General features: G+C 51.0%; 24 protein-coding genes. 17 read left to right on the plus strand and 7 right to left on the minus strand.

Annotation, left to right across the window (positions count from 1 at the left end; translation table 11 throughout):
- Position 1: 1 nt before the first annotated feature.
- The 6 genes from LA337_04135 to LA337_04160 are packed head-to-tail and all read left to right on the plus strand — an operon-like array spanning position 2 to position 4,655.
- Positions 2-712, plus strand: a complete 711-nt coding sequence (locus LA337_04135) for a flagellar assembly protein H (GenBank protein ID UBI16893.1) — start codon at positions 2-4, stop codon at positions 710-712.
- Positions 705-2,045, plus strand: coding sequence for a flagellar protein export ATPase FliI (fliI, locus tag LA337_04140; GenBank protein ID UBI16894.1), 1,341 nt, complete (start codon positions 705-707; stop codon positions 2,043-2,045). Before LA337_04135 ends, fliI begins: the two co-directional genes overlap by 8 nt.
- Positions 2,046-2,047: 2 nt before the next feature.
- The gene (fliJ, locus tag LA337_04145; GenBank protein UBI16895.1) at positions 2,048-2,491 is read left to right on the plus strand and encodes a flagellar export protein FliJ; all 444 of its coding nucleotides are present in this window, start codon (positions 2,048-2,050) and stop codon (positions 2,489-2,491) included.
- Complete coding sequence (locus tag LA337_04150) at positions 2,488-2,886, plus strand: adenylyltransferase/cytidyltransferase family protein (protein UBI16896.1); 399 nt, start codon at positions 2,488-2,490, stop codon at positions 2,884-2,886. Before fliJ ends, LA337_04150 begins: the two co-directional genes overlap by 4 nt.
- 9 nt (positions 2,887-2,895) lie before the next feature.
- Positions 2,896-3,558, plus strand: coding sequence for an acyltransferase (locus tag LA337_04155; protein UBI16897.1), 663 nt, complete (start codon positions 2,896-2,898; stop codon positions 3,556-3,558).
- Positions 3,559-3,596: 38 nt separating this feature from the next.
- Positions 3,597-4,655: a polysaccharide pyruvyl transferase family protein gene (locus LA337_04160; GenBank protein UBI16898.1), complete on the plus strand. Its 1,059-nt coding sequence runs from the start codon at positions 3,597-3,599 to the stop codon at positions 4,653-4,655.
- A gap of 72 nt (positions 4,656-4,727) precedes the next feature.
- On the opposite strand, the gene LA337_04165 is transcribed toward LA337_04160, so the two are convergent.
- The 7 genes from LA337_04165 to flgA form a co-directional block, all read right to left on the minus strand.
- Positions 4,728-5,903: a hypothetical protein gene (locus tag LA337_04165; GenBank protein ID UBI16899.1), complete on the minus strand. Its 1,176-nt coding sequence runs from the start codon at positions 5,901-5,903 to the stop codon at positions 4,728-4,730.
- 52 nt (positions 5,904-5,955) lie between these two features.
- Positions 5,956-7,158 carry a CDP-glycerol glycerophosphotransferase family protein gene (locus LA337_04170; GenBank protein ID UBI16900.1) on the minus strand — a complete coding sequence of 401 codons (1,203 nt, stop codon included), beginning with the start codon at positions 7,156-7,158 and terminating at the stop codon, positions 5,956-5,958.
- 34 nt (positions 7,159-7,192) lie between these two features.
- Positions 7,193-9,754 (minus strand): bifunctional glycosyltransferase family 2 protein/CDP-glycerol:glycerophosphate glycerophosphotransferase, encoded by a 2,562-nt coding sequence (locus LA337_04175; protein ID UBI16901.1) that lies wholly within the window; start codon positions 9,752-9,754, stop codon positions 7,193-7,195.
- Positions 9,755-9,810: 56 nt separating this feature from the next.
- Positions 9,811-10,755, minus strand: coding sequence for a lysine-N-methylase (locus LA337_04180; protein UBI16902.1), 945 nt, complete (start codon positions 10,753-10,755; stop codon positions 9,811-9,813).
- A 134-nt stretch (positions 10,756-10,889) separates the two neighbouring features.
- Entirely contained in the window at positions 10,890-11,318 is a 429-nt protein-coding gene (locus LA337_04185) for a flagellar protein FlgN (GenBank protein ID UBI16903.1), read from the minus strand.
- Between the two features lie 12 nt (positions 11,319-11,330).
- Positions 11,331-11,618, minus strand: coding sequence for a flagellar biosynthesis anti-sigma factor FlgM (gene flgM / locus LA337_04190; GenBank protein ID UBI16904.1), 288 nt, complete (start codon positions 11,616-11,618; stop codon positions 11,331-11,333).
- A gap of 96 nt (positions 11,619-11,714) precedes the next feature.
- Positions 11,715-12,485, minus strand: coding sequence for a flagellar basal body P-ring formation chaperone FlgA (gene flgA, locus LA337_04195; GenBank protein ID UBI16905.1), 771 nt, complete (start codon positions 12,483-12,485; stop codon positions 11,715-11,717).
- An 82-nt stretch (positions 12,486-12,567) separates the two neighbouring features.
- On the opposite strand from flgA, the gene flgB reads away from it, so the two are divergent.
- The 11 genes from flgB (at position 12,568) to flgL (ending at position 21,649) form a co-directional block, all read left to right on the plus strand.
- The gene (flgB, locus tag LA337_04200; GenBank protein UBI16906.1) at positions 12,568-12,915 is read left to right on the plus strand and encodes a flagellar basal body rod protein FlgB; all 348 of its coding nucleotides are present in this window, start codon (positions 12,568-12,570) and stop codon (positions 12,913-12,915) included.
- Between the two features lie 2 nt (positions 12,916-12,917).
- Positions 12,918-13,349: a flagellar basal body rod protein FlgC gene (flgC, locus tag LA337_04205; GenBank protein ID UBI16907.1), complete on the plus strand. Its 432-nt coding sequence runs from the start codon at positions 12,918-12,920 to the stop codon at positions 13,347-13,349.
- Positions 13,349-14,215: a flagellar rod protein gene (locus tag LA337_04210; protein ID UBI16908.1), complete on the plus strand. Its 867-nt coding sequence runs from the start codon at positions 13,349-13,351 to the stop codon at positions 14,213-14,215. The genes flgC and LA337_04210 overlap by 1 nt, the downstream gene beginning before the upstream one ends.
- 26 nt (positions 14,216-14,241) lie before the next feature.
- Positions 14,242-15,444 carry a flagellar basal body protein FlgE gene (flgE, locus tag LA337_04215; protein ID UBI16909.1) on the plus strand — a complete coding sequence of 401 codons (1,203 nt, stop codon included), beginning with the start codon at positions 14,242-14,244 and terminating at the stop codon, positions 15,442-15,444.
- Between the two features lie 9 nt (positions 15,445-15,453).
- Positions 15,454-16,191 (plus strand): flagellar basal body rod protein FlgF, encoded by a 738-nt coding sequence (locus LA337_04220; protein ID UBI16910.1) that lies wholly within the window; start codon positions 15,454-15,456, stop codon positions 16,189-16,191.
- Positions 16,192-16,221: 30 nt separating this feature from the next.
- Complete coding sequence (gene flgG, locus LA337_04225; protein UBI16911.1) at positions 16,222-17,007, plus strand: flagellar basal-body rod protein FlgG; 786 nt, start codon at positions 16,222-16,224, stop codon at positions 17,005-17,007.
- A gap of 107 nt (positions 17,008-17,114) precedes the next feature.
- Complete coding sequence (gene flgH, locus LA337_04230) at positions 17,115-17,780, plus strand: flagellar basal body L-ring protein FlgH (protein ID UBI16912.1); 666 nt, start codon at positions 17,115-17,117, stop codon at positions 17,778-17,780.
- Between the two features lie 38 nt (positions 17,781-17,818).
- The gene (locus LA337_04235) at positions 17,819-18,916 is read left to right on the plus strand and encodes a flagellar basal body P-ring protein FlgI (GenBank protein ID UBI18398.1); all 1,098 of its coding nucleotides are present in this window, start codon (positions 17,819-17,821) and stop codon (positions 18,914-18,916) included.
- An 8-nt stretch (positions 18,917-18,924) separates the two neighbouring features.
- Positions 18,925-19,227, plus strand: a complete 303-nt coding sequence (locus LA337_04240) for a rod-binding protein (GenBank protein UBI18399.1) — start codon at positions 18,925-18,927, stop codon at positions 19,225-19,227.
- A 98-nt stretch (positions 19,228-19,325) separates the two neighbouring features.
- The gene (gene flgK, locus LA337_04245; protein ID UBI16913.1) at positions 19,326-20,702 is read left to right on the plus strand and encodes a flagellar hook-associated protein FlgK; all 1,377 of its coding nucleotides are present in this window, start codon (positions 19,326-19,328) and stop codon (positions 20,700-20,702) included.
- 17 nt (positions 20,703-20,719) lie between these two features.
- Positions 20,720-21,649 (plus strand): flagellar hook-associated protein FlgL, encoded by a 930-nt coding sequence (gene flgL / locus LA337_04250; protein UBI16914.1) that lies wholly within the window; start codon positions 20,720-20,722, stop codon positions 21,647-21,649.
- The last annotated feature ends 6 nt before the right edge of the window (positions 21,650-21,655 follow it).

The following is a 21,655-nucleotide window of genomic DNA, read 5'->3' on the forward strand; positions in this document are numbered from 1 at the left end:
CATGGCGATTGAAACCATTCGTGGTCGTTACCGACTGCACCGCTTTCCTCCTCGCCAGCGCCATTTGCAGGCTGAACAGCTCACGCCGGGGATCACGCCGGCGGATTATCAGCGCCAACTGATGGACGGCTTCCAGGAAGGTCTGCAAAAAGGCTTTGAGCAAGGGATGACCGAAGGCCAGGAGCAGGGCTTTCAGGAAGGCCATCAGAAAGGACACGATGAAGGCCGTCGTCAGGGATACACTGAAGGCAGCCTGGCCGGGCAGCAGGAAGGGCGTAAACAGTTTGAGCGGGCAGCGCAGCCGCTGGAAGCTATCTCGGGCAAAGTGAACGATTACCTGGCGCACATTCAGCGTAAACAGCGGGAAGACCTGCTGCAACTGGTTGAAAAGGTTACACGTCAGGTGATTCGTTGCGAGCTGGCGCTGCAACCGACGCAGTTGCTATCGCTGGTTGAAGAGGCGATTTCGGCCTTTCCGGCGATGCCTGAGTCGCTACAGGTTCTGCTGAGTAATGAAGAATTTAACCGCATCAAAGATGCTGCGCCGGAGAAGGTCGCTGAATGGGGGTTGACCCCATCTCCCGATCTACAGGCGGGCGAGTGTCGGGTGATTACCGATAAATCCGAGCTGGATATTGGCTGCGAGCATCGTCTCGACCAATGCATGTCGGCGCTGAAAGAGTCGCTGCTGCCGGAGCCGACGGGTGAGTGACCTATCCTGCTTTGACAACGCGCTGCGCTCCATTGAGTCGATCCCTTTAGCCCGGGTTGCCGGGCGACTGGTGCGCGTGAACGGCATTTTGCTGGAGAGCGTGGGCTGTCCGCTGGTGACCGGCCAGCTGTGCCGCGTCGAAAGCGCCAACCATACGTTGATCGATGCGCAGGCGGTGGGGTTTAACCGCGATATCACCTATCTGATGCCCTTCAAGCACCCCGTCGGGCTGATGGCGGGCGCACGCGTTTTTCCCGAAGAAAAAGCGCAGGAGATCCTGATAAGCGAAAGCTGGCTGGGGCGGGTGGTTAATGGTCTGGGCGAACCGCTGGATGCTAAAGGGCGTCTCACGGGCAATGACGTGCTGCCGCCCCAGGCACCTTCCATCAACCCCCTCACGCGCCGGTCGGTGAATCAACCGCTGGATGTCGGCGTGAAAGCAATCAACGGACTGCTCACTATCGGCAAAGGCCAGCGCGTGGGATTAATGGCCGGCAGCGGCGTGGGAAAAAGCGTGCTGCTGGGGATGATCACCCGTCAGACCAAGGCCGACATCGTGGTGGTGGGGTTGATTGGCGAGCGTGGTCGCGAGGTGAAGGAGTTTATCGATCACTCGCTGGGCGCGGAAGGGTTGGCAAAATCTATTATTGTGGCGGCGCCGGCGGATGAGTCGCCGTTAATGCGCTTGAAAGCCACCGAGCTGTGCCATTCTATCGCCGCCTGGTTTCGCGATCGCGGACATCACGTTTTACTGCTGGTGGATTCGTTAACCCGTTATGCCATGGCGCAGCGTGAAATTGCGCTGTCACTGGGGGAACCTCCGGCGACGAAAGGCTACCCGCCTTCAGCGTTCGGCATGATCCCAAAGCTTGTGGAAAGCGCCGGCAACAGTGAAAGCGAAGGGTCGATGACCGCCATTTACACGGTCCTGGCTGAAGGGGACGATCAGCAGGATCCGATCGTCGACTGCGCGCGTGCGGTGCTGGACGGGCATATCGTGCTGACGCGTAAACTGGCGGAGGCCGGACACTATCCAGCCATTGATATTGGGCAGTCGATCAGTCGATGTATGACTCAGGTTACGCCCCACGCTCACCAACAGTCGGCTCGTCTGCTGAAACAAAACTATGCCGCCTATATGGAAATTAAGCCGCTGATCCCGCTGGGCGGATATGTTGCAGGGGCCGACCCCAGCGTGGATAAGGCTGTCAAAGTGTTCCCCGCCATCGAGCGTTTTCTGCGCCAGGAAGTCAGTGAACCGGCCTCTCTGGAGCTGGTGCAAAGCCGCTTACAGGCCCTGTTTCCGCTGGCGAAGAAAACGGAAGGTAAATAATCATGCGGCAAATTATCGATACCCTGGCGCAGTTGCAGCGCCTGCGGGATAAATCGGTCAAAGACATGACGGTACAACTGGCTAAACAGCAGCAGGTTTGCACTGGTTTTGACAATAACATTAAAGCGCTGGGCTACCTGATCCAAAAAACCGGCACTGGCGTTGAGGCGCCTTCCGTTGAATCGCTCAAAAACGTCACCGGATACAAGGGCACGCTGCGCACAGTTATTGCCTGGCAAGAGCAGGAGAAAACGCTGGCTAAAATCAAAGAGCAGCGTATTCAGAAAAACCTCGTCGCGGCGGCCTGTGAAGAGAAAATCGTCGCCATGACGCTCGATGATAAGCGCTACGAGTTGAGCAATGAGGCGCTGATAAAAGAGCAAAAAGCCGTTGATGAGATTGCTGCACAATGCTGGCTTAGACAGAAGACGCTGGGGCTGGTATGAAAACGATCATTACTTTCGGCACGTTTGATGTTTTTCATATCGGGCATCTGCGTATTCTGCAACGCGCCGGGCAGTTGGGGGGACGACTGATCGTCGGTATCTCTTCAGATGCGCTAAATATGCAGAAAAAAGGCCGGATGCCGGTTTACAGCCAAAGCGATCGTATGGGGATTGTGGCCGGACTTAAATGCGTGGACAGCGTGTTCCTCGAAGAGTCGCTGGAGAAAAAAGCGGACTATATTCGCCAGTTTAATGCCGATACGCTGGTGATGGGCGATGACTGGGCAGGACGCTTTGATAGTTTGTCGTACCTGTGCGAAGTGGTCTATTTTCCCAGAACGCCATCAATCTCCACCACCTCGATTATTGAGGTGGTGAAAAGTATTAATTTTTAGAGGATATAGATGATGGTACAGGAACGGGACCAAAATGGTAATGTCATATACTACCGTGGCCTGGTTAAGCATCGTGTAAATGTAGAGTTTGTAGGCAATAATAATACTCTGTTGATTCATGACGAGGCCAAAGAACTAAGCGGAAGTGTCAAGTTTTATGGTGACTTCGGACATTTCTCTCTTGGGGCAATGTCCTCTTTTCGTGGACAGGTAATTGTTGGTGATAAGTGTAGGGTCAATATTGGTAACAAGACAACAGTGACCAAAAACTGTTTCATTAATACAGCGGAAGAAACGGATGTCATCATTGGTGATGATTGTATGATTGCTTCTGATACCATATTCAGAACCCATGATTCGCATCCTATTTTTGATGTTGTTACGCAAACCAGAATCAATATTGCACAATCGATTATTATTGGTAATCACGTCTGGCTCGGCGATCAAGTTATCGTACTGGGTGGAGCCAGGGTAGAAGATGGCAGTATCATAGGCATTAGAGGATTAGTAACAGGAATAATTACTAATAACAGTATTGCTGTTGGTGTTCCCGCCAGGGTAATAAGAAAAGATATCGCCTGGGAGAGACCTAATCTCAATAAAACAAAGTTGAATGTTCTTCATGATGCCAGTGAAATTGAATGCAGTGATTATTGGAATAAAACTAAATAGCAATGCTGATTGTTTGAAATTGTGGTTTGAGGATGGTTATGAATCAAAAAGTATTTCTTATTAATGATACCGAAGATGTATATCACTGGGGGTGTAACGGAACCTCGCTGCAAATAAAAGAACAGTTAACTCGTATGGGCGTGGTAAATATTTTTACCTTACCCGTTTATACCATTCCACGGTTACCCAACATCCCAGAAAAAGTGAGTGATATCGGTACTCGGGAAGATTTTATTCAGCATTTTACGCCCATCGCGAATGCTATGAATGCCAGTGACTTCATTGTGGTAAATGGTGAAGGTACGATTCATGATTTCAAGCCCGGTGTCAGAGCATTACTTTTTTTGATCATCGCAGCGAAAAAGTTTTTCAATAAAAGAGTTTATCTGATTAATCACTCTTGTTATCCTAATTCAACAGAGGAAACCATTCTCAACTATTATAAAGAGGCATATCGTTCCTGCGAGTTTATTGCTGCCAGAGAAAGTCTGTCTTGTTTAATTATTAGAATGGTATTAGGTGTTCCTTGTAATGAGTCATTTGATAGTTTACCGCTGACAATCAGAAATATTCAGAATGATATTCCTGGGCAGTTAATTATCGGTGAGTATGTTTGTATCTCAGGGGCGGTTAATTATAATTTATTAAAAACGGATTTTATTATTGCGAAAATAAAGAAGAATTATCCAAGGCATAGAATTGTCTATTTAACAGGCTCGAAAAAAGAAGGCATCCATAAGAAAGAGCAAACAGTTATAAATCACTACCTGGAAAAGTTTCCTGAGATAATAGTCTTTGATGCGAAAACGCTTGAGGATTGGTTGTCTATTATCAAGCACAGCGCAGCACTGATTTCTGGACGATACCACTATACAATTGCTGGTGCATGTTTTGGTACACCTATGGTCTATTTTTCTTCAAACACGCCTAAAATTGAAGCCATTGCTTATGATAATGGACTTCCTCCTGTTGTTGCTACTCAGGAGGAGTACAATGAACGGCTGGATTCGTTACACAAAATACAATGGCATAGTAAATTAGATTTATTATGTAAAAAGGCTGAAGAAAACTATACTTGGCTAAGTATCAACGACTAAAAGCTTTTTTAGACGTCCCTGAAAGATTTATTGGTGTTTTTTTAGGGACGTATTAAAAATAAAGTGATATTGCTAATCAAGCCATCCGCCAATAAGGCCTTGTTTAATAACTCTGGATTTTATAAGTTCATTAAGTATCGGGTTCTTTAATGATTCGGTGGTGGTGTCAGCATCCCCTATGACGTGCCTGAAAGTTTCAGGTTTCATGGTGAATAGCAGGGTGCTGAAATTACATATAATAGCCGTTGGTGCTAAATCAATCACCGGTAAAATTTCAAAAGGAATGTTGTTAGGTAGAGTGTATATATTATCTCTGGAAAATGCGGAAAGTATTTTTGCTCTGTTCTCTGGATGGTTAATAGGATGGGCTTTGAATATAATCCTGTCATCTGGTTTGATGATCCCAGCAGTTCTCATTTTATGAATCTTTAGGACTTGTTTTTCTGTGATAACGTTATCTTTTTGACGATTGTAATATCCAGAACCCATGTACAATAAACTATTTTCCTGTTTGATTTCTTTCTTTATTTCATTGATGGATGAGTTTGTTAAGTTCAGCAGCGAGAGGCAAAATGCAAGCTGTTTGGGTGAAATGGTTTTAATATTCGCAGTCGTTAATGCGGTAGTGTTTTTCTGTATAGATTTATGGAAAGATGAAGTGGATAATAATTTCCACTTTTGTTCGTGCTGAACCATTAAATGATAAGTGACATCAAAAAAATGATGCCACAGGTAATTCATTAGTAATGGCCAGGATTCTCTAAGGTAACCAGAGAAGGGATTGATTTCATTTTGCAGGATAGTCTGTAAATATTTAATATGAACAGCACTTACTTCTGGAAAAAGAGTACTGCGTATTTCACTAAGTTTTAGCCTCTCACCTATACTGCGGATGCCATCGTCATATAAATGTATCTTGATTTGTTCTTTTTTCAACAATTTAGATATGGCGGCGATTACGGGATATAGTTCAACATTGGTAAATACAATATTAGAGTGAACCTCAACTATTTTAGGTTGAGTTCGTTGAATGACATTGATTAGTTTAGCTATAAAGTCAGGAGTGACAGCATAAGGTTGCTTAATGTAATAAGTATTTGTATCTTTTAACTGAAATGGAGTCACTTCATTGCGGTACCAACATATAATTTTGAGAATATTAAGATCATATGCGCACTCCGCAAAATTCAACATCTGCGGGATGACGGGGACGGAACCGGATGAAAGGTATATTTTTAAAATATCCATGTTTTTAATTTTTAGTCATAGTTGATGTAGGCTGTATTGTTTATATGACATGTTAACTAACAATGCCTTTAAGTATGTCGATGATTATTGACTCCAGTTTCTGGCTGGCGTTGATATTATCTTTGGGGAATAATCTGGCTACGGCCTGTTCTCTGTCTTTTGCTTGTTCGTCTTTGAATAGTGCCTGATGCAAAATATTGGTAATATTGTCTCGCGTAAATTTATAGCGATAATTTCCTTCTATTGGCAAGAGCTCATAGTTAGGCTCAAAGTTGCTATGTTCACCTTGCTGGATATCTAACGTTAAAATTGGTTTTTGTGTTAACAGGAAATCAAACATGATAGATGAATAGTCAGTTATCAAAATATCAAATTTATTAAGGAACGGATAAACGTCCGTGTCGGCATCAATAAAATAAAAATTATTTATTTTTAGTGTATTGCTGTTGAAATTAACGGCACGGTATGGATGTGTTTTAATAAATACATCTATATTATTTTTGCTGGTATAGTGAAGAAGGTTTGTGAGCATTTCCCTGCTTAAGAGGTCAGTACTTTCAAATCGTTGCCAGGTAGGGGCAATGAATATCTTCTTCCTTTTGCTGGCCAGTCCTCTTAGTGTTCTGGCGTCAAGTTTTGCACCCAATAGTTCTAATGGCATCGCATTACGAAGCAACACCTCATTACGAGGGTACCCAGCATTTATAAGGTTTTGGCAGCCAAATACTTCTCTCCAGTAATTGTTTAAAATCTCTGTGGTGCTTAATACATAATCCGCACGGGATGCCCAGGCTAAAGATGTGCTAAAACCAAGGTCTGTCATACTGAAATAGGATGTTAACTGCAGTAATAGATTTTTAACCGAGATGCCATGCCATAGTTGAATATGTTTTGCGCCCTCCAGACATGCAAAGTATGACCAGTTTCTATGTAAACTATGATGAGGGTTTACGCAGAAAATAGCTACCTGGGCTTCCAGTAATAAATTTATAGTTTCATCATTGTTTTTACCTAACAGATGCACAGGAAGTTGATGTTTTTTCAACATGTCATAAACGGCTTCATTCCATGTACACCATATACATTCTAAGTGCGGGTTCTTTACCATATGCAGATATAGATATTTAGTATTATCTGCAAAGGCATCACGATCAAAGAACAAGATTCTATTTTTATTTTTGGTTTTTTTTAGCGAAGTCTGTGCCAGTACCTGGCACAGACGATGATCTACAACAGGGTAATTATTCATAGTCATGTTGATATTCTCTTTAATAACTTTGAATTGATGCTCAACTAAACATTTTTTTTTGCAAACTGTGTAGCAACGTATTTGTTATTAGCGGCAGTGGCGCTTTTACCAGCCTCTCGATCTCCAACGCCGCCCGTTTCCCCGCCTGACCATCCATAAACGCATCGCAATAGTGGTGGCGAATCTCAGCCAATGGCGCTTCCAGCGCAGCCCAGTCAAACTCGCAAGAGAGTGCGTGGCGTAAGCTCTGTATATCCTGGGCCACCGGAAGGAAGTTACGGATACGCTGATCTGCGCTATCGGGGGTCGAGAAACTTTGCTGGCCATCCAGCAGAGAACTCATCTCCGGCCAGCTCAGTAAAATGACGCGTTTATTCATGTGGATGGCGTCAAAAATAAAGCCGCTGCTGTCCGTCAGCACATAATCCGCCTGCGCAATAAGCGCCAGCAGATGCTGCGGATCGTCCAGTCTGTTTTTTAAGTAACGTTGCGCGAGTGCCAGCGAGGCGGCTTCTTCCGGCCTGTGCTGGGTGCCATGATGCAGTTTGGTAACGACATTATATTCATGGCTTAACCGGCTGAGCTGCTCCGCCCAATGGGGGAGCGAGCTTAGCGCGCCGTAGGTTGGTGCATACAGGATGGTCTGCTTTTTCGCATTCAGCTTCAGGCTGTTGGGCAGCGCGGTATCGTAAGTGCGGTTATGCCATTCATCGAAACGGGGATTACCCACCACTTTAGCGCTACCGCCGATGTCAAGCGCACGCTGGCTATAGTGGCTGTAGCACAGGATGCGATGATAAAAGGCGTTCCACCAGGCATGATTCCACTCTTCTTTCGCCAGCCCATACAGGGTACGAACATGGGTATCCGCCAGCCCATTCAGCAACGGTGTGTAGTAAGGGCTGACCAGGCACCGGAAGCGCTGACGCTGTTCAATGACCGCAGAAAGACGCGTTCCGCCGAGAGCAGGATCGTTAATGGTTTTAATCGTCGCGGTCATCTCATCCAGAAATGATTTGGATATTTTGTCACTGACCAGCAGCGAGCAGGTATGGCCCATCGCCTGCAGTTCGGTAATGATGGGGCGATAGACCGCGTAATGCAGCGAGGTTTCCATATAGAAGCCAATGGCATCTATCGGCGTGGATGTCGTAGCAGGCGAGTGGCTTACCAACGTATTGACGGTCTCGGGTTTCTTATTGATTTTGTTGAAGTAGTACCCGATGTTATCGGTTTCTTTTTTCTCGATATCGCTGTATCCCGCACGCTGATAGCAGATGCTTGGATAACAAGAGAGCCATTTCCCTTCACGCAGCAGCGGCTGCCATTGCCCTTCGAGCGTATCGGAGAGGTCATGTTCCATCTGCTGAGCCAGCGCCGGGTAATAGCTGCTGTTGACCAGATAGGCGCAAACCTTATTGCAGTCGCGGGCATGGATCATGCCATTGAGGCTTTTGAGTTCGCGGCCCTGTTTAATTTCCCCGCCGAGGATAACCACCTCCCACGGAAAGCCAGGCAGCGCGTTCAGAAGCGAATTGAGTACCCGGATATGCTTTTCCTGCTTCAGGATCACGCTATCGTCTTCAAGTAGCAGGTAGTTTTTCCAGCCGTTACGCTGTGCCAGCTGCAGCGCCTGCATATGAGACTGGCGGCGACCCGTCTGGCCGTTAGTGGCAACTGACGCCGCAAGGCGGGTAACCTTTTGCGTAGGGAAATTGAGAAACGCCAGCTCTTGCTGGATGTGTGCTAAACGATCCGGACGAGATTCCAGATTCACGATCACCACCTGATCGATGTAATCCCACTGGATCGGCTGATGATGGGTGGCGTTATGCAGACTCTGATACCAGTTTTTTAGCATCGGGTCGGTAATCGCCTGGGCCAGCGAGGTGTTGAGCGGCTCGCTGCTCCCCAGCACAAAGTCTTTATCGAACGTATTTTGGCTGTGCGAGATACAAATAATGGTGCGCTCGCCCGGCAATTGCAGCGGGTTGGCGGTGAATTGGTTGGTGAATCCTTCTTCTTCGCCTAAGTTGCAGTCATCATCGTAACGGTGCTTTTTTAAATAATTGCGGTGGTAGCAAAAGGTACCGTTGAGAATGTTCTGCGGGCCAAAGCTGCGGCTTTTAAACAGGCGGTTGATATGGCTGTACCAGATGGGGATCTGATCGGAACCCGAAATCAACGCCCGGTGGCGCTGCATCATATCGATGGTGTAAGAGATCTTATCCGCCGGATAATAATCATCGTCGTCCATACAGAGAATATATTCACCTAACGCCAGCGCATTGAGCATATTGCGCTTTTTGCCCAGCGTCAGTTTTTCCGCATGGTAGATGTAACGAATATTAAATTTCTCCGGGTGATTCTGCGTCAATCTGTCAATGATCGACTGATGGCTTTGCGGGGAATCATCCAGGATAACCAGCTCCCGGCGGTCGGCAGGGTAGTCCTGATAACGGAACATATACAGCAAATAGGGTAAGAAAGCGGCGCGGTTCCACGTGGGTGTAATGACGCTGACAAACGGTTTTTCGCGGCCAGTGTCGAGCGTTTTAACGATGCCGGTCAGGGCGGAACGTGCTTTGGAGGATTCAGACATGGTGATGTGTATTCGCGATTCGAAAAAGGACCGGGCATTCACCCGGCCAACAGGCACTAACGTGTTATCAGGGAGAACGCCGAGAGCAGAGGATCGCCCGGCAACATGTCCAGAATATGCTGGCGCAGCGAGCGGGCATTCTCGCTGTTGCGCCATGCTTCAAACAGCGCGAAAAGAGCATAGATTTCGTCATGATTCAGCGGAGAATCATCCATCGTCCACAGGCAAAACAGTGTGCGCAGCATAAAGACGTCAGCCACCAGCCAGAAGAAGCGCTGCAGCACGCTTTCACTCTCGTGCTGTGGGAATGTGTCGTGATACAGACGATAAATCAGATAGTTACTGAATATCCATGCGTCATGGGCAAAGTAGCGCTCAAAGGTATTTAACCACTGAGCCTGCAACTGCTGCTGAAGCATAGCCTCACTGTTTGCATCCTGGAGCATCAGCAGGCTGACCTGCAGAGGTAAGGTCAGCTTGCGCGTACTTTCCGGCAACAGATCCCAATTGAACTCGCAACTGCCCATTTGGGTGATCAGTTCCCGCTGCAGTTGGGGCAGGCTGGGCAGTTGCGCGAACTGCTCCTGCAGTTTTCCACTTTGCGCATGATCAGCCAGAACCTGCGGCAGCGAGGCCAGCTTCTCAAACGTAGAATCGCTGTCGCCCGGGCATTTCTCGGAAAAAGAGAGCATGATGCCCAGCGCATACAGGCGCAGCTCCGGCGACAAACCGGGGAGCGTGATGGTATGCAGAGCAGATTGATTAAGTACCTGATCGCGTGGGGATAACGCCGGGCTATTCGCATCGGCTGCACATTGCGAGGTATGCAGCACAAAGGCGTTGGGATTGCCTAATGCCGCCTGGCAGCAGGCCGGATCGGTTAATACCAGACTCTGACGTACTTCCGTTTTCCAGCGTATGTTGGCCAGTAATGCGGAATCCGGGTGGTGGGATAAAAACAACCGGACAAAGTCAGGTTCATAACAATCAATCATACTCATAATCTGTTCTCAACAATCCCAATATTCAAATCTGGTTGTATCAATGCAATATCCATGCCTGAATTTTTATTGCATTTATATCAATTAGTTAGGTTGGGCGCGGAAAGCAGGTTTCCGCGTCAGGGAAGGAAGTTTTAGCGCTGGTAAATAAAATCCGGCTCGGTGCCTAAAAAAGCCTGAATAAATTCATACTGGCGGATCAGCAGATCGCCATTTTTTTCGTTGTACGCCTTGCAGCGTTTCGCTTTCTGCTCAAGGCTCTGCCACCAGCCCTCTGCGGCACTTTTCTGTACGCCCGGCAACCAGCTAAATACCTGTTCCATCCCTGCACGATCGACGCTTACGCCCAGTAATTGCAGGATTGATCGACGCTGCTGGCTGCTGTTTTGCAACTGCTCATAATGCTGTTGGATTGTGTCATTGACCGCCAGCAGCTCTTCACTGGCGCGACGGATCATGCACAGACGTTGTTGTTCCAACTGCTGTCTGAGCGCGTCATATCGCGTCCCGTCTTCCCGGATGCCCTGAAGCAGAGTTTTCACCTGCTGTAGCCTGGTACTCACAATTTTGGCCTCTTATTTCTGGAAAAAGCTGAGCATGTCGCCAGCCAACTGCTGGGTATCAACCTGCATGTCGCCTGCGGCCAGCATGGCCTGCATTTGCGCTACTTTGTCGTAATCAACGTCGCTTTGCGGATCGCTGTTCAGCGTTTGCTGTGCCGTTTGCAATCCTGCCTGAGTAATATCGTCGGCAGAAAGCGTTGCGGCGCTGGAGGTTGTGGTCTGCGCGCTGCTCTTGTCTGAACGCGTTTGCCCGGTTGTTGATGCAGGGCGATTGCCTGGCAGAGTTGGGGTAATTTTCATAGCAACCTCGTACATATTTCGTTGGGTTGGTTATCCGTTATTGGCTAAAAGCGACGGCAATAGAGGAAAACTTTAATCCCATCACAAAAAATCCCTTCACTGCTCAGCAGTGAGCGTAGTGACCACGCCGGTATCGTCCACCATCCCGCTAATGATCCGCTGGCTGCTGCTGTTGCGAATTTTTATCACATCCCCTTTACGACCGTTCTTCAATGCCACGCCCGGCATCGAGGCGGTAATCCCGGCCGTATGGGAGACGATCATCACCGGCTGGTCGCGTTTAACCAATACGGGCTGAACCAACTCGCTACGGGTAATCGGTTTACCCGGCTGCAGGGCGCGTTTGCTGGTGAGACCAATCGCCTCATCCATATTTGTCATCAACCCTTCCCGCTGGTTGCTGATATTGAATTTTTTAAGCTGCAGGTCGTCGGCCGTAATCACCGTATCTCGGGCAATCAACGACTTTGGCATCACTACCGGCACCGACACGTCGGGGCGCACAGCAACGTTATATTGCCAGCCCGCGCTGCCTGGGCAGCTCACCACAAAGTTCATTCGTGAAAGGGCCATTTCCGCAGAGGTGCTGGAGGTGACCTGAGGCGCGATTGCGCATAGCGCGCTGGTGCTGACGGCGGAGGGAATATAGATATTGAACGTGTAGCGATAGTCCTGCCACTGCTGCTTTTGTGCCAGCGCGTCAATTTCATGACCAGCCGCTGTCAGGACCAGCGCGTTGATCTGTTCCCGGGCGCTGTGCTGTATGGGATGGACGGCGGCATGTACGGGTAAGACGCAGCATAAAGCCAGCAATATTTCCGCGGCAAAGGGGAAAGATGGCTTCCTTACACAGGAGGGTAGTTTCATAAAGTCATTTCTCATCAATCACTTAAAAGTTGGCATACATATTGCTAATAACAGCGATATCTACGCAGGAGTGATGCAAGAAATGGGAATCAGTTTTCAGCAGGCATTGGGTGTACATCCGCAGGCAGTGAAGTTACGTCTTGAGAGGACCGAGCTACTGACCGCGAATCTGGCAAACGTCGATACACCAAATTTCAAAGCTAAAGATATTGATTTTGCCGCTGAGATGCAACGGGCAAGTCGCACAAATGTGCTGCCCGAGGCTGACGTGAAATACCGTGTGCCGATGCAGCCCTCAGAGGATGGCAATACCGTAGAGCTGAATACCGAGCAGGCCCGGTTTTCACAAAATAGTATGGATTATCAAAGCAGTCTGACCTTTTTGAATCTGCAGCTTAGCGGTATCAAAGAGGCCATTGAAGGGAAATAACCATGTCGTTTACTGATATTTACCAGATTTCCGGCTCGGCGATGACGGCGCAAACCATCCGTCTGAATACCGTCGCCAGCAACATGGCGAATGCGGAATCTCCCGCCAGCAGCGAGGCGCAGGCCTATAAGGCGCGTAGCCCGGTTTTTGCCGCGGTTTACAACAATAGCCTGATAGGCGCGCATAACCGCCATGCCATTGATGGTGCCAGCGTACAGGTACAGGACGTCATGCAAAGCGGCGGGGCGGTGAAGCGTTATGAGCCGCACCACCCGATGGCGGACCAGAACGGTTTCGTCTGGTATCCGGACGTCAACGTGGTCGAGCAAATGGCCGACATGATGTCCGCCTCACGTGATTTTGAAACCGATGTTGATGTGCTGAATAACGTCAAAAGTATGCAGCAAAGCTTACTCAAACTGGGAGAAGTGTAATGAATACCCTGGCTCTGTATGCCCAATCTCAGGCGCTGGCCTCTTCTTCACAGAAGACGGCGGTGGCTGAAAATAACGTCGGCGCTACGGCGCAAAGCACCAATTTGGGAGACAGCAGTTCTTCTGCCGCGTCGTCAACCACGGATACCAGTGACAGCAGCAGCACCCCGACAACCACAACATCTACTGAAACGTCGGCGGTCGACACGTTTCTGACGCTGTTTGTGGCTGAAATTGAAAACCAGGACCCGACCGATCCCACCGATCCTACGGCCTATATCGATCAGCTCTCCTCAATGGCGCAGGTTGCCATGATGGAAGAGATGAGCGTCCAGGCCAACACCAACGCCGTACTGATGAGCAACATTCAGGTGATGGCGCTGGGGAATATGGTCGGCGACGACATCATGGTGCAAACCACCTCGCTGGATATCGAAGACAACAGCCAGGAGATCCAGGGGCGCGTCACGCTGGATGACAGTTGTACCGATGTGGATCTGCACTTTACCGATGAAGCGGGTGACGACTACACCGTGTCGCTGATCCCGGAAGGTGAAACCTCCGTTGGACCAGGCCAGGTGGATTTCGATATTAATCCTGCCGATTACGGCATCCCGCCGGGTGATTACAGCGTATCTGTGGTGACCAATACCGGAGAAGAGGAAGTGCCGATTGAGGTGACGGGTAAGGTGGAAGATGTGCGTATTCCGCTCGATGGCAGCACGCCGGTACTCAACGTTGACGGCGTTGGCGAAGTGCCATTCACCATGATCACCCAGTTTGGCGTACCGGACAGCACTGATGACACCACGCCGCCTGATACTGATGACGGCAGCGACAACGCCGACAGCAATACGGTGCTCTGATTTAGTTTACATTACAGGAAGAAACAATGAGTTATGAAATTGCAGCGACGGGCCTGAACGCCGTCAACGAACAGCTTGATGGCATCAGTAACAACATCGCGAACTCCGGTACGGTCGGATATAAATCGATGACCACTCAGTTCTCCGCCATGTACGCCGGAACGCAGGCGATGGGCGTGAGCGTGGCGGGTTCTGCACAAAGCATCTCCACCGGCGGCTCAATGGTTTCAACCGGTAATGCGCTGGATTTGGCTATCAATGATGATGGTTTTTTTGTTATGTGCGACAGCGCCGGGAACATCTCCTATACCCGCGCCGGTTCCTTCGTGACGGACAAAAACGGCTATATCGTTAATGCCTCCGGCGATTACCTGCAGGGTTATCCGGTTGATGACAGCGGCACGCTGCAAACCGGTACCGTTACGGATATCCAGATTAAAACCGGCAACATCCCGGCGCAGGCCACGGACAGCATGACCTTCACGGCAAACTTTGACGCCAGCGATGAAGCGATCGATCGCGCCAGCGTACCGTTTGACGCGAATAACAGCGATACCTACACCGACAGCTACACCACCACCGTGTATGACTCGCTGGGTAATGAGCATTCGGTTAGCCAGTACTTTACTAAAACCGGGGATAACACCTGGGAAGTGCAGTACACCTTTGATGGTGAAGCGCAAAGTGGCGTACCGCCGACCACGCTGACCTTCGATCCGAATACCGGTAAGCTGACGGATCCCACCACGCCGCAAACCATTACCTTCACCACCGATGAAGCCGCACCGATTTCGATGACCATTGACTACTCTGACTGTACTCAGTACGGCTCTGATTTCTCGGTCACCACCAACTCCGCGACTGGTTATGCCTCCGCGACGCAAAACGGCGTGCAGGTTGATGACGACGGAAAAGTTTACGCCACCTACAGCAACGGCGAACGCATGCTGCAGGGGCAGGTGGTGCTGGCCACTTTCCCGGATGAGAACGGGCTGGAAGCGGTAAGCGGGACTGCCTGGGTGCAGACGGGCGAATCCGGTACGCCGCTGATTGGCACGCCAGGCTCCGGCTCCTGCGGCACGCTCTCCTCCGGCATGCTCGAAAGCTCCAACGTGGATATTACCAACGAGCTGGTCAATCTCATGACCGCCCAGCGTAACTACCAGGCGAACACCAAGGTGATCTCCACCAGTACGCAGCTGGATCAGGCTCTCTTCCAGGCGATGTAAGGCTAAGAAATGGATCGGTTGATTTATACCGCGTTGAGCGGCGCCACCCAGACGCTACTGGAGCAGCAGATTAGCGCCAATAACCTTGCCAACGTCAACACCAATGGTTTTCGTGCGGATATGGCGATGGCGAGCAATGACAAAGTGAAGGGCGGTGGCTTCGACACGCGTTTTATGGCGAAGGAAAGTCCCAGCGGCGTCAATGACAGCACCGGCGTGGCGGAAAAAACCGAACGCCCGCTGGACGTCGCCATTCAGGGTACCGGCTATATCGCCGTGCAGGATAAAGCCGGAAACGAGGTCTATACCCGCAACGGCAATATTCAGCAGGACGATCAGGGGCAACTGACCATCGACGGTAACGTGGTGCTCGGGGATAACGGCCCGATTATTTTGCCGCCGAATGCGATTGCCTCTTTCGGCAGCGACGGCACGCTGTCAGTTACGCCCGACGACGGTGATGTTACCGCCACCATGGATATCGATCGTCTGAAGCTGGTGGATATTCCGGTTGCTAATCTGGCGAAGAATAGCGAGGGGATGCTGGTGACAGTGGATGGCGTACCGGCGCAGCGCGATGAAAACATCAAAGTGAGCGGCGGCTTTCTGGAAGGCAGTAACGTGTCTGCGGTGAGCGAAATGATGTCGTCCATTGCGATGAACCGCCAGTTTGAAGCGCAAATCAAGATGATGAAAACGGCTGAAGATCTCAGCGACTCCGGCAACAGGCTGCTACGCGGCTCCTGAGTCGTTGCCTTTAATCAGGAATAAAGTTTTATGAACGCAGCGTTATGGATCAGTAAAACCGGCCTGTCGGCGCAGGATGCTGAGATGAGTGCGATTGCCAACAACATCGCTAACGTCAACACCACGGGCTTTAAGCGTGACCGCGTGATGTTCCAGGATCTGTTTTATCAGACTCAGGAAGCGCCGGGCGCCATGCTCGATCAAAACAACATCATGCCGACCGGAATGCAGTTCGGTAGCGGTGTGCGCATTGTTGGAACGCAAAAAACCTTCACCGAAGGGAATGTGGAAACCACCGACAACGCGATGAACGTCGCCATCATGGGGCAGGGGTTCTGGCAGGTGCAAAAGGCCAACGGGGATATTGCGTATACCCGTGACGGCAACATGCAGATTAACGCCGACGGTGTGCTAACCAACTCCGAAGGCTTACCCCTCCAACCGGAAATTGACGTGCCATCCGGCGCAACTAACGTGGCATTTGGCGAAGACGGCACCGTGACGGCGATCCTTCCCGGCGATAGCGACCCGACCGAACTGGGGCAACTGACGCTGGTGAACTTCGCTAACCCAGCGGGGCTTTCAGCCGAAGGCGACAACCTGTACCTGGAAACGGCAGCCAGCGGCCAACCGACGGAAGGTATCCCAGGGGAAGATGGCCTGGGAACATTGCAGGACAGCGCACTGGAAGGCTCAAACGTCGACATCGTCAATGAAATGGTGGCGATGATCACCGTACAGCGTGCCTATGAGATGAACGCCAAAATGGTCTCCGCGGCAGACGACATGCTGCAGTTTATTAGTCAGACGCTGTAACGCAAGAACGTGATATGCCGGGTGGCGCTACGCTTATCCGGCCAATAAGCAACACCCATTTGTAGGCCGGATAAGCGTAGCGCCATCCGGCAGAATATAGGCAGAACGTGAAAAAATATCTCTGGCTGGTGGTCCTGCTTCCCCTGTTAAGCGGGTGCGAATCGCAGGCTATTCTGGTCAAAAAAAATGACGAATTCTTTGCTCCTCCCAAAACCGAGGCGCCGCCAACGGCGGATGGCCGTGCGGGTGGCGTGTTTGAAACAGGGTATAACTGGTCGCTGACGGCGGACCGCCGTGCCTATCGGGTGGGCGACATCCTGACCGTGATGTTGGAAGAATCTACCCAGTCGAGCAAACAGGCGAAAACCAATTTCGGTAAGAATAATACTGTCGATATCGGCGCACCGACTCTGTTTGGGCATACCAAAGATAACCTTTCCGCTTCCGTGGACGCCAATCGCGATTTCAACGGAACGGCGACCTCGCAGCAGCAAAACAGTTTGCGCGGCGAAATTACGGTGTCGGTACACTCGGTACAGTCGAACGGCATTCTGGAAATTCGCGGCGAAAAATGGCTCACCCTCAATCAGGGGGATGAGTACATCCGCCTGAGCGGTCTGGTGCGTGCCGATGATATTCAAAACGACAACTCCGTCTCATCGCAGCGCATTGCCGATGCGCGTATCTCCTATGCGGGCCGCGGTGCCTTGAGCGATGCCAATGCGGCGGGCTGGCTGACGCGTCTGTTTAACCATCCTCTCTTCCCGATCTAATGCAGGATTTTGATATGCAACACTTAAGCGGGCGCTGGATGAAGGCGTTAAACGGCATCGTTATCGCCCTGAGCCTGGCGCTGCCGGGCACCACGCAGGCGCAATCTCTGGAGTCGCTGGTCAACGTCCAGGGCGTCAGGGAAAACCAACTCGTCGGCTACAGCCTGGTGGTGGGGCTGGACGGAACCGGGGATAAAAACCAGGTCAAATTCACCAACCAAACCATTACCAACATGCTGCGCCAGTTTGGCGTACAGCTGCCGAGCAAAATCGATCCGAAGGTGAAAAACGTCGCGGCGGTGGCGGTCAGCGCGACGCTGCCGCCAATGTATTCGCGCGGACAGACTATTGATGTCACGGTCTCCTCGATCGGTGATGCCAAAAGCCTGCGCGGCGGCACGTTATTGCTCACTCAGCTACACGGCGCGGATGGGGAGGTTTATGCCCTCGCACAAGGGAGCGTGGTGGTCGGCGGGATGAACGCGACCGGGGCGAGCGGCTCCAGCGTGACCGTGAATACGCCCACTGCCGGGCTGATACCGAACGGTGCGTCGGTCGAACGTGAAATTCCCAGCGACTTCCAGATGGGTGACACCATTACGCTTAATCTGAAGCGTCCCTCCTTCAAAGATGCCAATAACATCGCGGCGGCAATTAACGCCTCGTTTGGCGGCATTGCCACGGCACAAAGCTCAACCAATGTCAGCGTCCGCGCGCCAACCAGCCCCGGGGCGCGCGTCGCCTTTATGTCTCAGTTAGACGACGTTCAGGTTCAGGCCGAGAAAGTACGCGCCCGCGTGGTGTTTAACTCGCGTACCGGCACGGTGGTGATGGGTGATGGCATTGCCCTGCACGCGGCGGCGGTATCGCATGGCAGCCTGACGGTTTCCATCAATGAAAGCAGCAACGTCAGCCAGCCGAATGCCTTTGCCGGCGGTCGTACGGCGGTAACGCCGCAGAGCAATATTTCGGTGAATCATGCCCGACCGGGGATGATAACGCTGCCTGAATCCAGCAGCCTGAAGACGTTGGTTAATGCGCTCAACAGCCTGGGGGCCACGCCGGACGACATTATGTCCATTTTACAGGCCCTGCATGAAGCCGGGGCGCTGGATGCCGATCTGGAGGTAATTTAATGGCCGACATCAAAGTGAATCATAGCGGGGGCATTGACGGCAGCGATGCGTTAATGGGCCCGAAAATTAAAGATAACGATTTGCAGAAAGCCGCTCAGCAGTTTGAAGCCATTTTCTTACGCAACATGCTGAAAGAAATGCGTAAAACCAATGAGATCTTCGACTCCAAAGATAACCCGTTTAACAGCGATTCGGTGCGCATGATGCAGGGGTTTTACGACGATCAGCTATGCAACAGCCTGGCCCAGCAGCACGGCATTGGGATTGCGGCGATGATCGTCAAACAGCTCTCCCCGCATCACAAAGGATAAAGGTTGCGCGGCGGCTTAAGAACTGCGGTTTTTTCGCCGCTTTTAATCGGCAAGGTTGTTAACGACAGACCGGGGAACTGACCGGCGAGGACTCTTTGATGGACATGATTAACATTGGCTACAGCGGCGCATCGACAGCGCAGGTTGAGCTTAACGTAACGGCGCAAAACACGGCCAACGCCATGACCGACGGTTACACCCGCCAGGTGGCCATTACCAGTACCATAGGCGCCAGCTCCGGTTCTGCGAACAGCGCGGGTAACGGTGTGCAGGTGGACAGTATTCGCCGGGTATCTAACCAGTATCAGGTGAACCAGGTCTGGTATGCCGCCAGCGATTACGGTTATTACAACACCCAGCAGGAGTATTTAACTCAGCTGGAAACCGTGCTCAGCGATGATAACAGCAGCCTGAGTGGCGGCTTTGACAACTTTTTTGCCGCCCTCAACGAAGCGACTACCAGCCCGGATGATTCCGCTCTGCGTGAGCAGGTGATCAGCGAGTCCGGGGCGCTGGCGCTGCGCGTGGATAACACCCTCGATTACATCGACTCGCAAAGCAGTGAGATAGTCAGCCAGGAACAGGCGATGGTGGCGCAGGTGAACACCCTGACCAGCGGCATTGCCAGCTATAACCAGCAAATCGCCGAAGCTGAAGCCAATGGCGATAACGCCTCTGCGCTGTACGACGCCCGCGACCAGATGGTGGAAGAACTGAGCGGCATCATGGATGTCCAGGTCAATATTGATGATGAAGGCAACTATAACGTCACGCTGCAAAACGGTCAGCCGTTAGTCAGCGGGCAGGAGAGTTCCACCATCGAACTGGATACCAACGCCGATGGCACGCAGAGCATGTCGCTGACGTTCGCCGGAACCACGTCATCCATGAACACCGATACCGGCGGCTCGCTGGGTGCGCTGTTTGATTATCAGAATGAAGTGCTGACGCCGCTGACGGGAACGATTAACAGCATGGCGGAGCAGTTTACCGATGCGGTGAACACCCAACTGGCGCAGGGCTACGACCTGAACGGAAATCCCGGTGAACCGCTGTTTATCTATGATGAAAACTCATCGGATGGCCCGCTGGAGGTGAACCCTGATATCACCGCCGATGAGCTGGCATTTTCCAGCTCGCCGGACGAAAGCGGCAACAGCGATAACCTGCAGGCGCTGATCAACATCTCTACTGAACCGCTGGATATAGAGGGGCTAGGCAGCGTAACCGTGGGCGAAGCCTGTTCGTCGATCATCAGTAACATCGGTATTTACAGCCAGCAAAACCAGACGGAAGCGGAAGCAGCGGCGAACGTGTACTCCGAAGCGCAGAACCAGCAGAGCAGCGTTAGCGGCGTCAGCATGGATGAAGAAGCGGTGAACCTCATTACCTACCAGCAAATTTACGAGGCCAACCTCAAAGTTATCTCAACGGGCGCAGATATTTTCGACTCTGTGCTGGAAATGTGTAGCTAACCGGAAGAGGAATCAATATGCGAGTCACTACACAACAGTCCTATGTGTCCATGACGCAGAGTTTTAACGACCTTTCCAGCGATCTTTCCCACGTCGTCACGCAGATGGCGACGGGGAAAAGTATTCTGCTGCCGTCAGACGATCCTATCGCTGCGACACGCATCACCCAGCTTAACCGCCAGCAATCGGCACTCGATCAGTATCAAACTAATATTGATTCCGCCTCAGCGGGGATGAGCCAGCAGGAGTCTATTCTGGATGGCGTCAATAACGATCTGTTAGCGATTCGTGACGATCTGCTGGAGGCCGCCAACGGCACCAATACCGCCGAGTCGTTGTCCAGCCTGGGGCAGGATATTCAGTCGATGACCGAAGCGATGGTCTCAGCGCTGAATTATCAGGATGAAGACGGTCACTATGTGTTTGGCGGGACGGTGAACGATCAACCACCAATTGTCGCGGTGGATGAGGATGGCGACGGGGTGACCGACAGCTATACCTATCAGGGTAACGACGATCATCGCCAGACCACGGTGTCTAATGGCGTCGAGGTTGATACCAATGTTGCGGTCAGCGATTTCTTCGGCGACAGCCTCGACGTTCTGAACACCCTGACATCGCTGTCAAAAGAGTTGCAGGATCCGTCGGTGGACCCTGCCGATCCGCAGGTACAAAGCGATATTCAAAATGCCATCGATACGGTTGATGTGGCCTCTGACGCGCTCAACGCCTCTATCGCTACCATTGGTGAAACGCAGAATACGATGACCATGCTGAGCGGCGCTCAGACGGATATCACCACCTCCAACGATCAGTTGATCAGTCAACTTAGCGATCTGGATTATGGCCCAGCCTCCATTACCTTTACCGGTCTGGAAATGGCGATGGAAGCCACCTTAAAAACTTACTCCAAAGTGAGTGAGTTGAACCTTTTCAGTGTGATTTAACAGTTA

It is taken from the genome of Citrobacter europaeus (assembly GCA_020099315.1).
Classification (GTDB): domain Bacteria; phylum Pseudomonadota; class Gammaproteobacteria; order Enterobacterales; family Enterobacteriaceae; genus Citrobacter; species Citrobacter europaeus.

What these genes read in the sequence shown, in the direction of transcription:
- LA337_04135 (UBI16893.1), top strand. Translation starts at nt 2, where the DNA reads ATGGCGATTGAAACCATTCGTGGTCGTTACCGACTGCACCGCTTTCCT.
- fliJ (UBI16895.1), top strand. Translation starts at nt 2,048, where the DNA reads ATGCGGCAAATTATCGATACCCTGGCGCAGTTGCAGCGCCTGCGGGAT.
- LA337_04150 (UBI16896.1), top strand. Translation starts at nt 2,488, where the DNA reads ATGAAAACGATCATTACTTTCGGCACGTTTGATGTTTTTCATATCGGG.
- LA337_04155 (UBI16897.1), top strand. Translation starts at nt 2,896, where the DNA reads ATGATGGTACAGGAACGGGACCAAAATGGTAATGTCATATACTACCGT.
- LA337_04160 (UBI16898.1), top strand. Translation starts at nt 3,597, where the DNA reads ATGAATCAAAAAGTATTTCTTATTAATGATACCGAAGATGTATATCAC.
- LA337_04165 (UBI16899.1), bottom strand. Translation starts at nt 5,903, where the DNA reads ATGGATATTTTAAAAATATACCTTTCATCCGGTTCCGTCCCCGTCATC.
- LA337_04170 (UBI16900.1), bottom strand. Translation starts at nt 7,158, where the DNA reads ATGACTATGAATAATTACCCTGTTGTAGATCATCGTCTGTGCCAGGTA.
- LA337_04175 (UBI16901.1), bottom strand. Translation starts at nt 9,754, where the DNA reads ATGTCTGAATCCTCCAAAGCACGTTCCGCCCTGACCGGCATCGTTAAA.
- LA337_04180 (UBI16902.1), bottom strand. Translation starts at nt 10,755, where the DNA reads ATGAGTATGATTGATTGTTATGAACCTGACTTTGTCCGGTTGTTTTTA.
- flgM (UBI16904.1), bottom strand. Translation starts at nt 11,618, where the DNA reads ATGAAAATTACCCCAACTCTGCCAGGCAATCGCCCTGCATCAACAACC.
- flgA (UBI16905.1), bottom strand. Translation starts at nt 12,485, where the DNA reads ATGAAACTACCCTCCTGTGTAAGGAAGCCATCTTTCCCCTTTGCCGCG.
- flgB (UBI16906.1), top strand. Translation starts at nt 12,568, where the DNA reads ATGGGAATCAGTTTTCAGCAGGCATTGGGTGTACATCCGCAGGCAGTG.
- flgC (UBI16907.1), top strand. Translation starts at nt 12,918, where the DNA reads ATGTCGTTTACTGATATTTACCAGATTTCCGGCTCGGCGATGACGGCG.
- LA337_04210 (UBI16908.1), top strand. Translation starts at nt 13,349, where the DNA reads ATGAATACCCTGGCTCTGTATGCCCAATCTCAGGCGCTGGCCTCTTCT.
- flgE (UBI16909.1), top strand. Translation starts at nt 14,242, where the DNA reads ATGAGTTATGAAATTGCAGCGACGGGCCTGAACGCCGTCAACGAACAG.
- LA337_04220 (UBI16910.1), top strand. Translation starts at nt 15,454, where the DNA reads ATGGATCGGTTGATTTATACCGCGTTGAGCGGCGCCACCCAGACGCTA.
- flgG (UBI16911.1), top strand. Translation starts at nt 16,222, where the DNA reads ATGAACGCAGCGTTATGGATCAGTAAAACCGGCCTGTCGGCGCAGGAT.
- LA337_04235 (UBI18398.1), top strand. Translation starts at nt 17,819, where the DNA reads ATGAAGGCGTTAAACGGCATCGTTATCGCCCTGAGCCTGGCGCTGCCG.
- flgK (UBI16913.1), top strand. Translation starts at nt 19,326, where the DNA reads ATGGACATGATTAACATTGGCTACAGCGGCGCATCGACAGCGCAGGTT.
- flgL (UBI16914.1), top strand. Translation starts at nt 20,720, where the DNA reads ATGCGAGTCACTACACAACAGTCCTATGTGTCCATGACGCAGAGTTTT.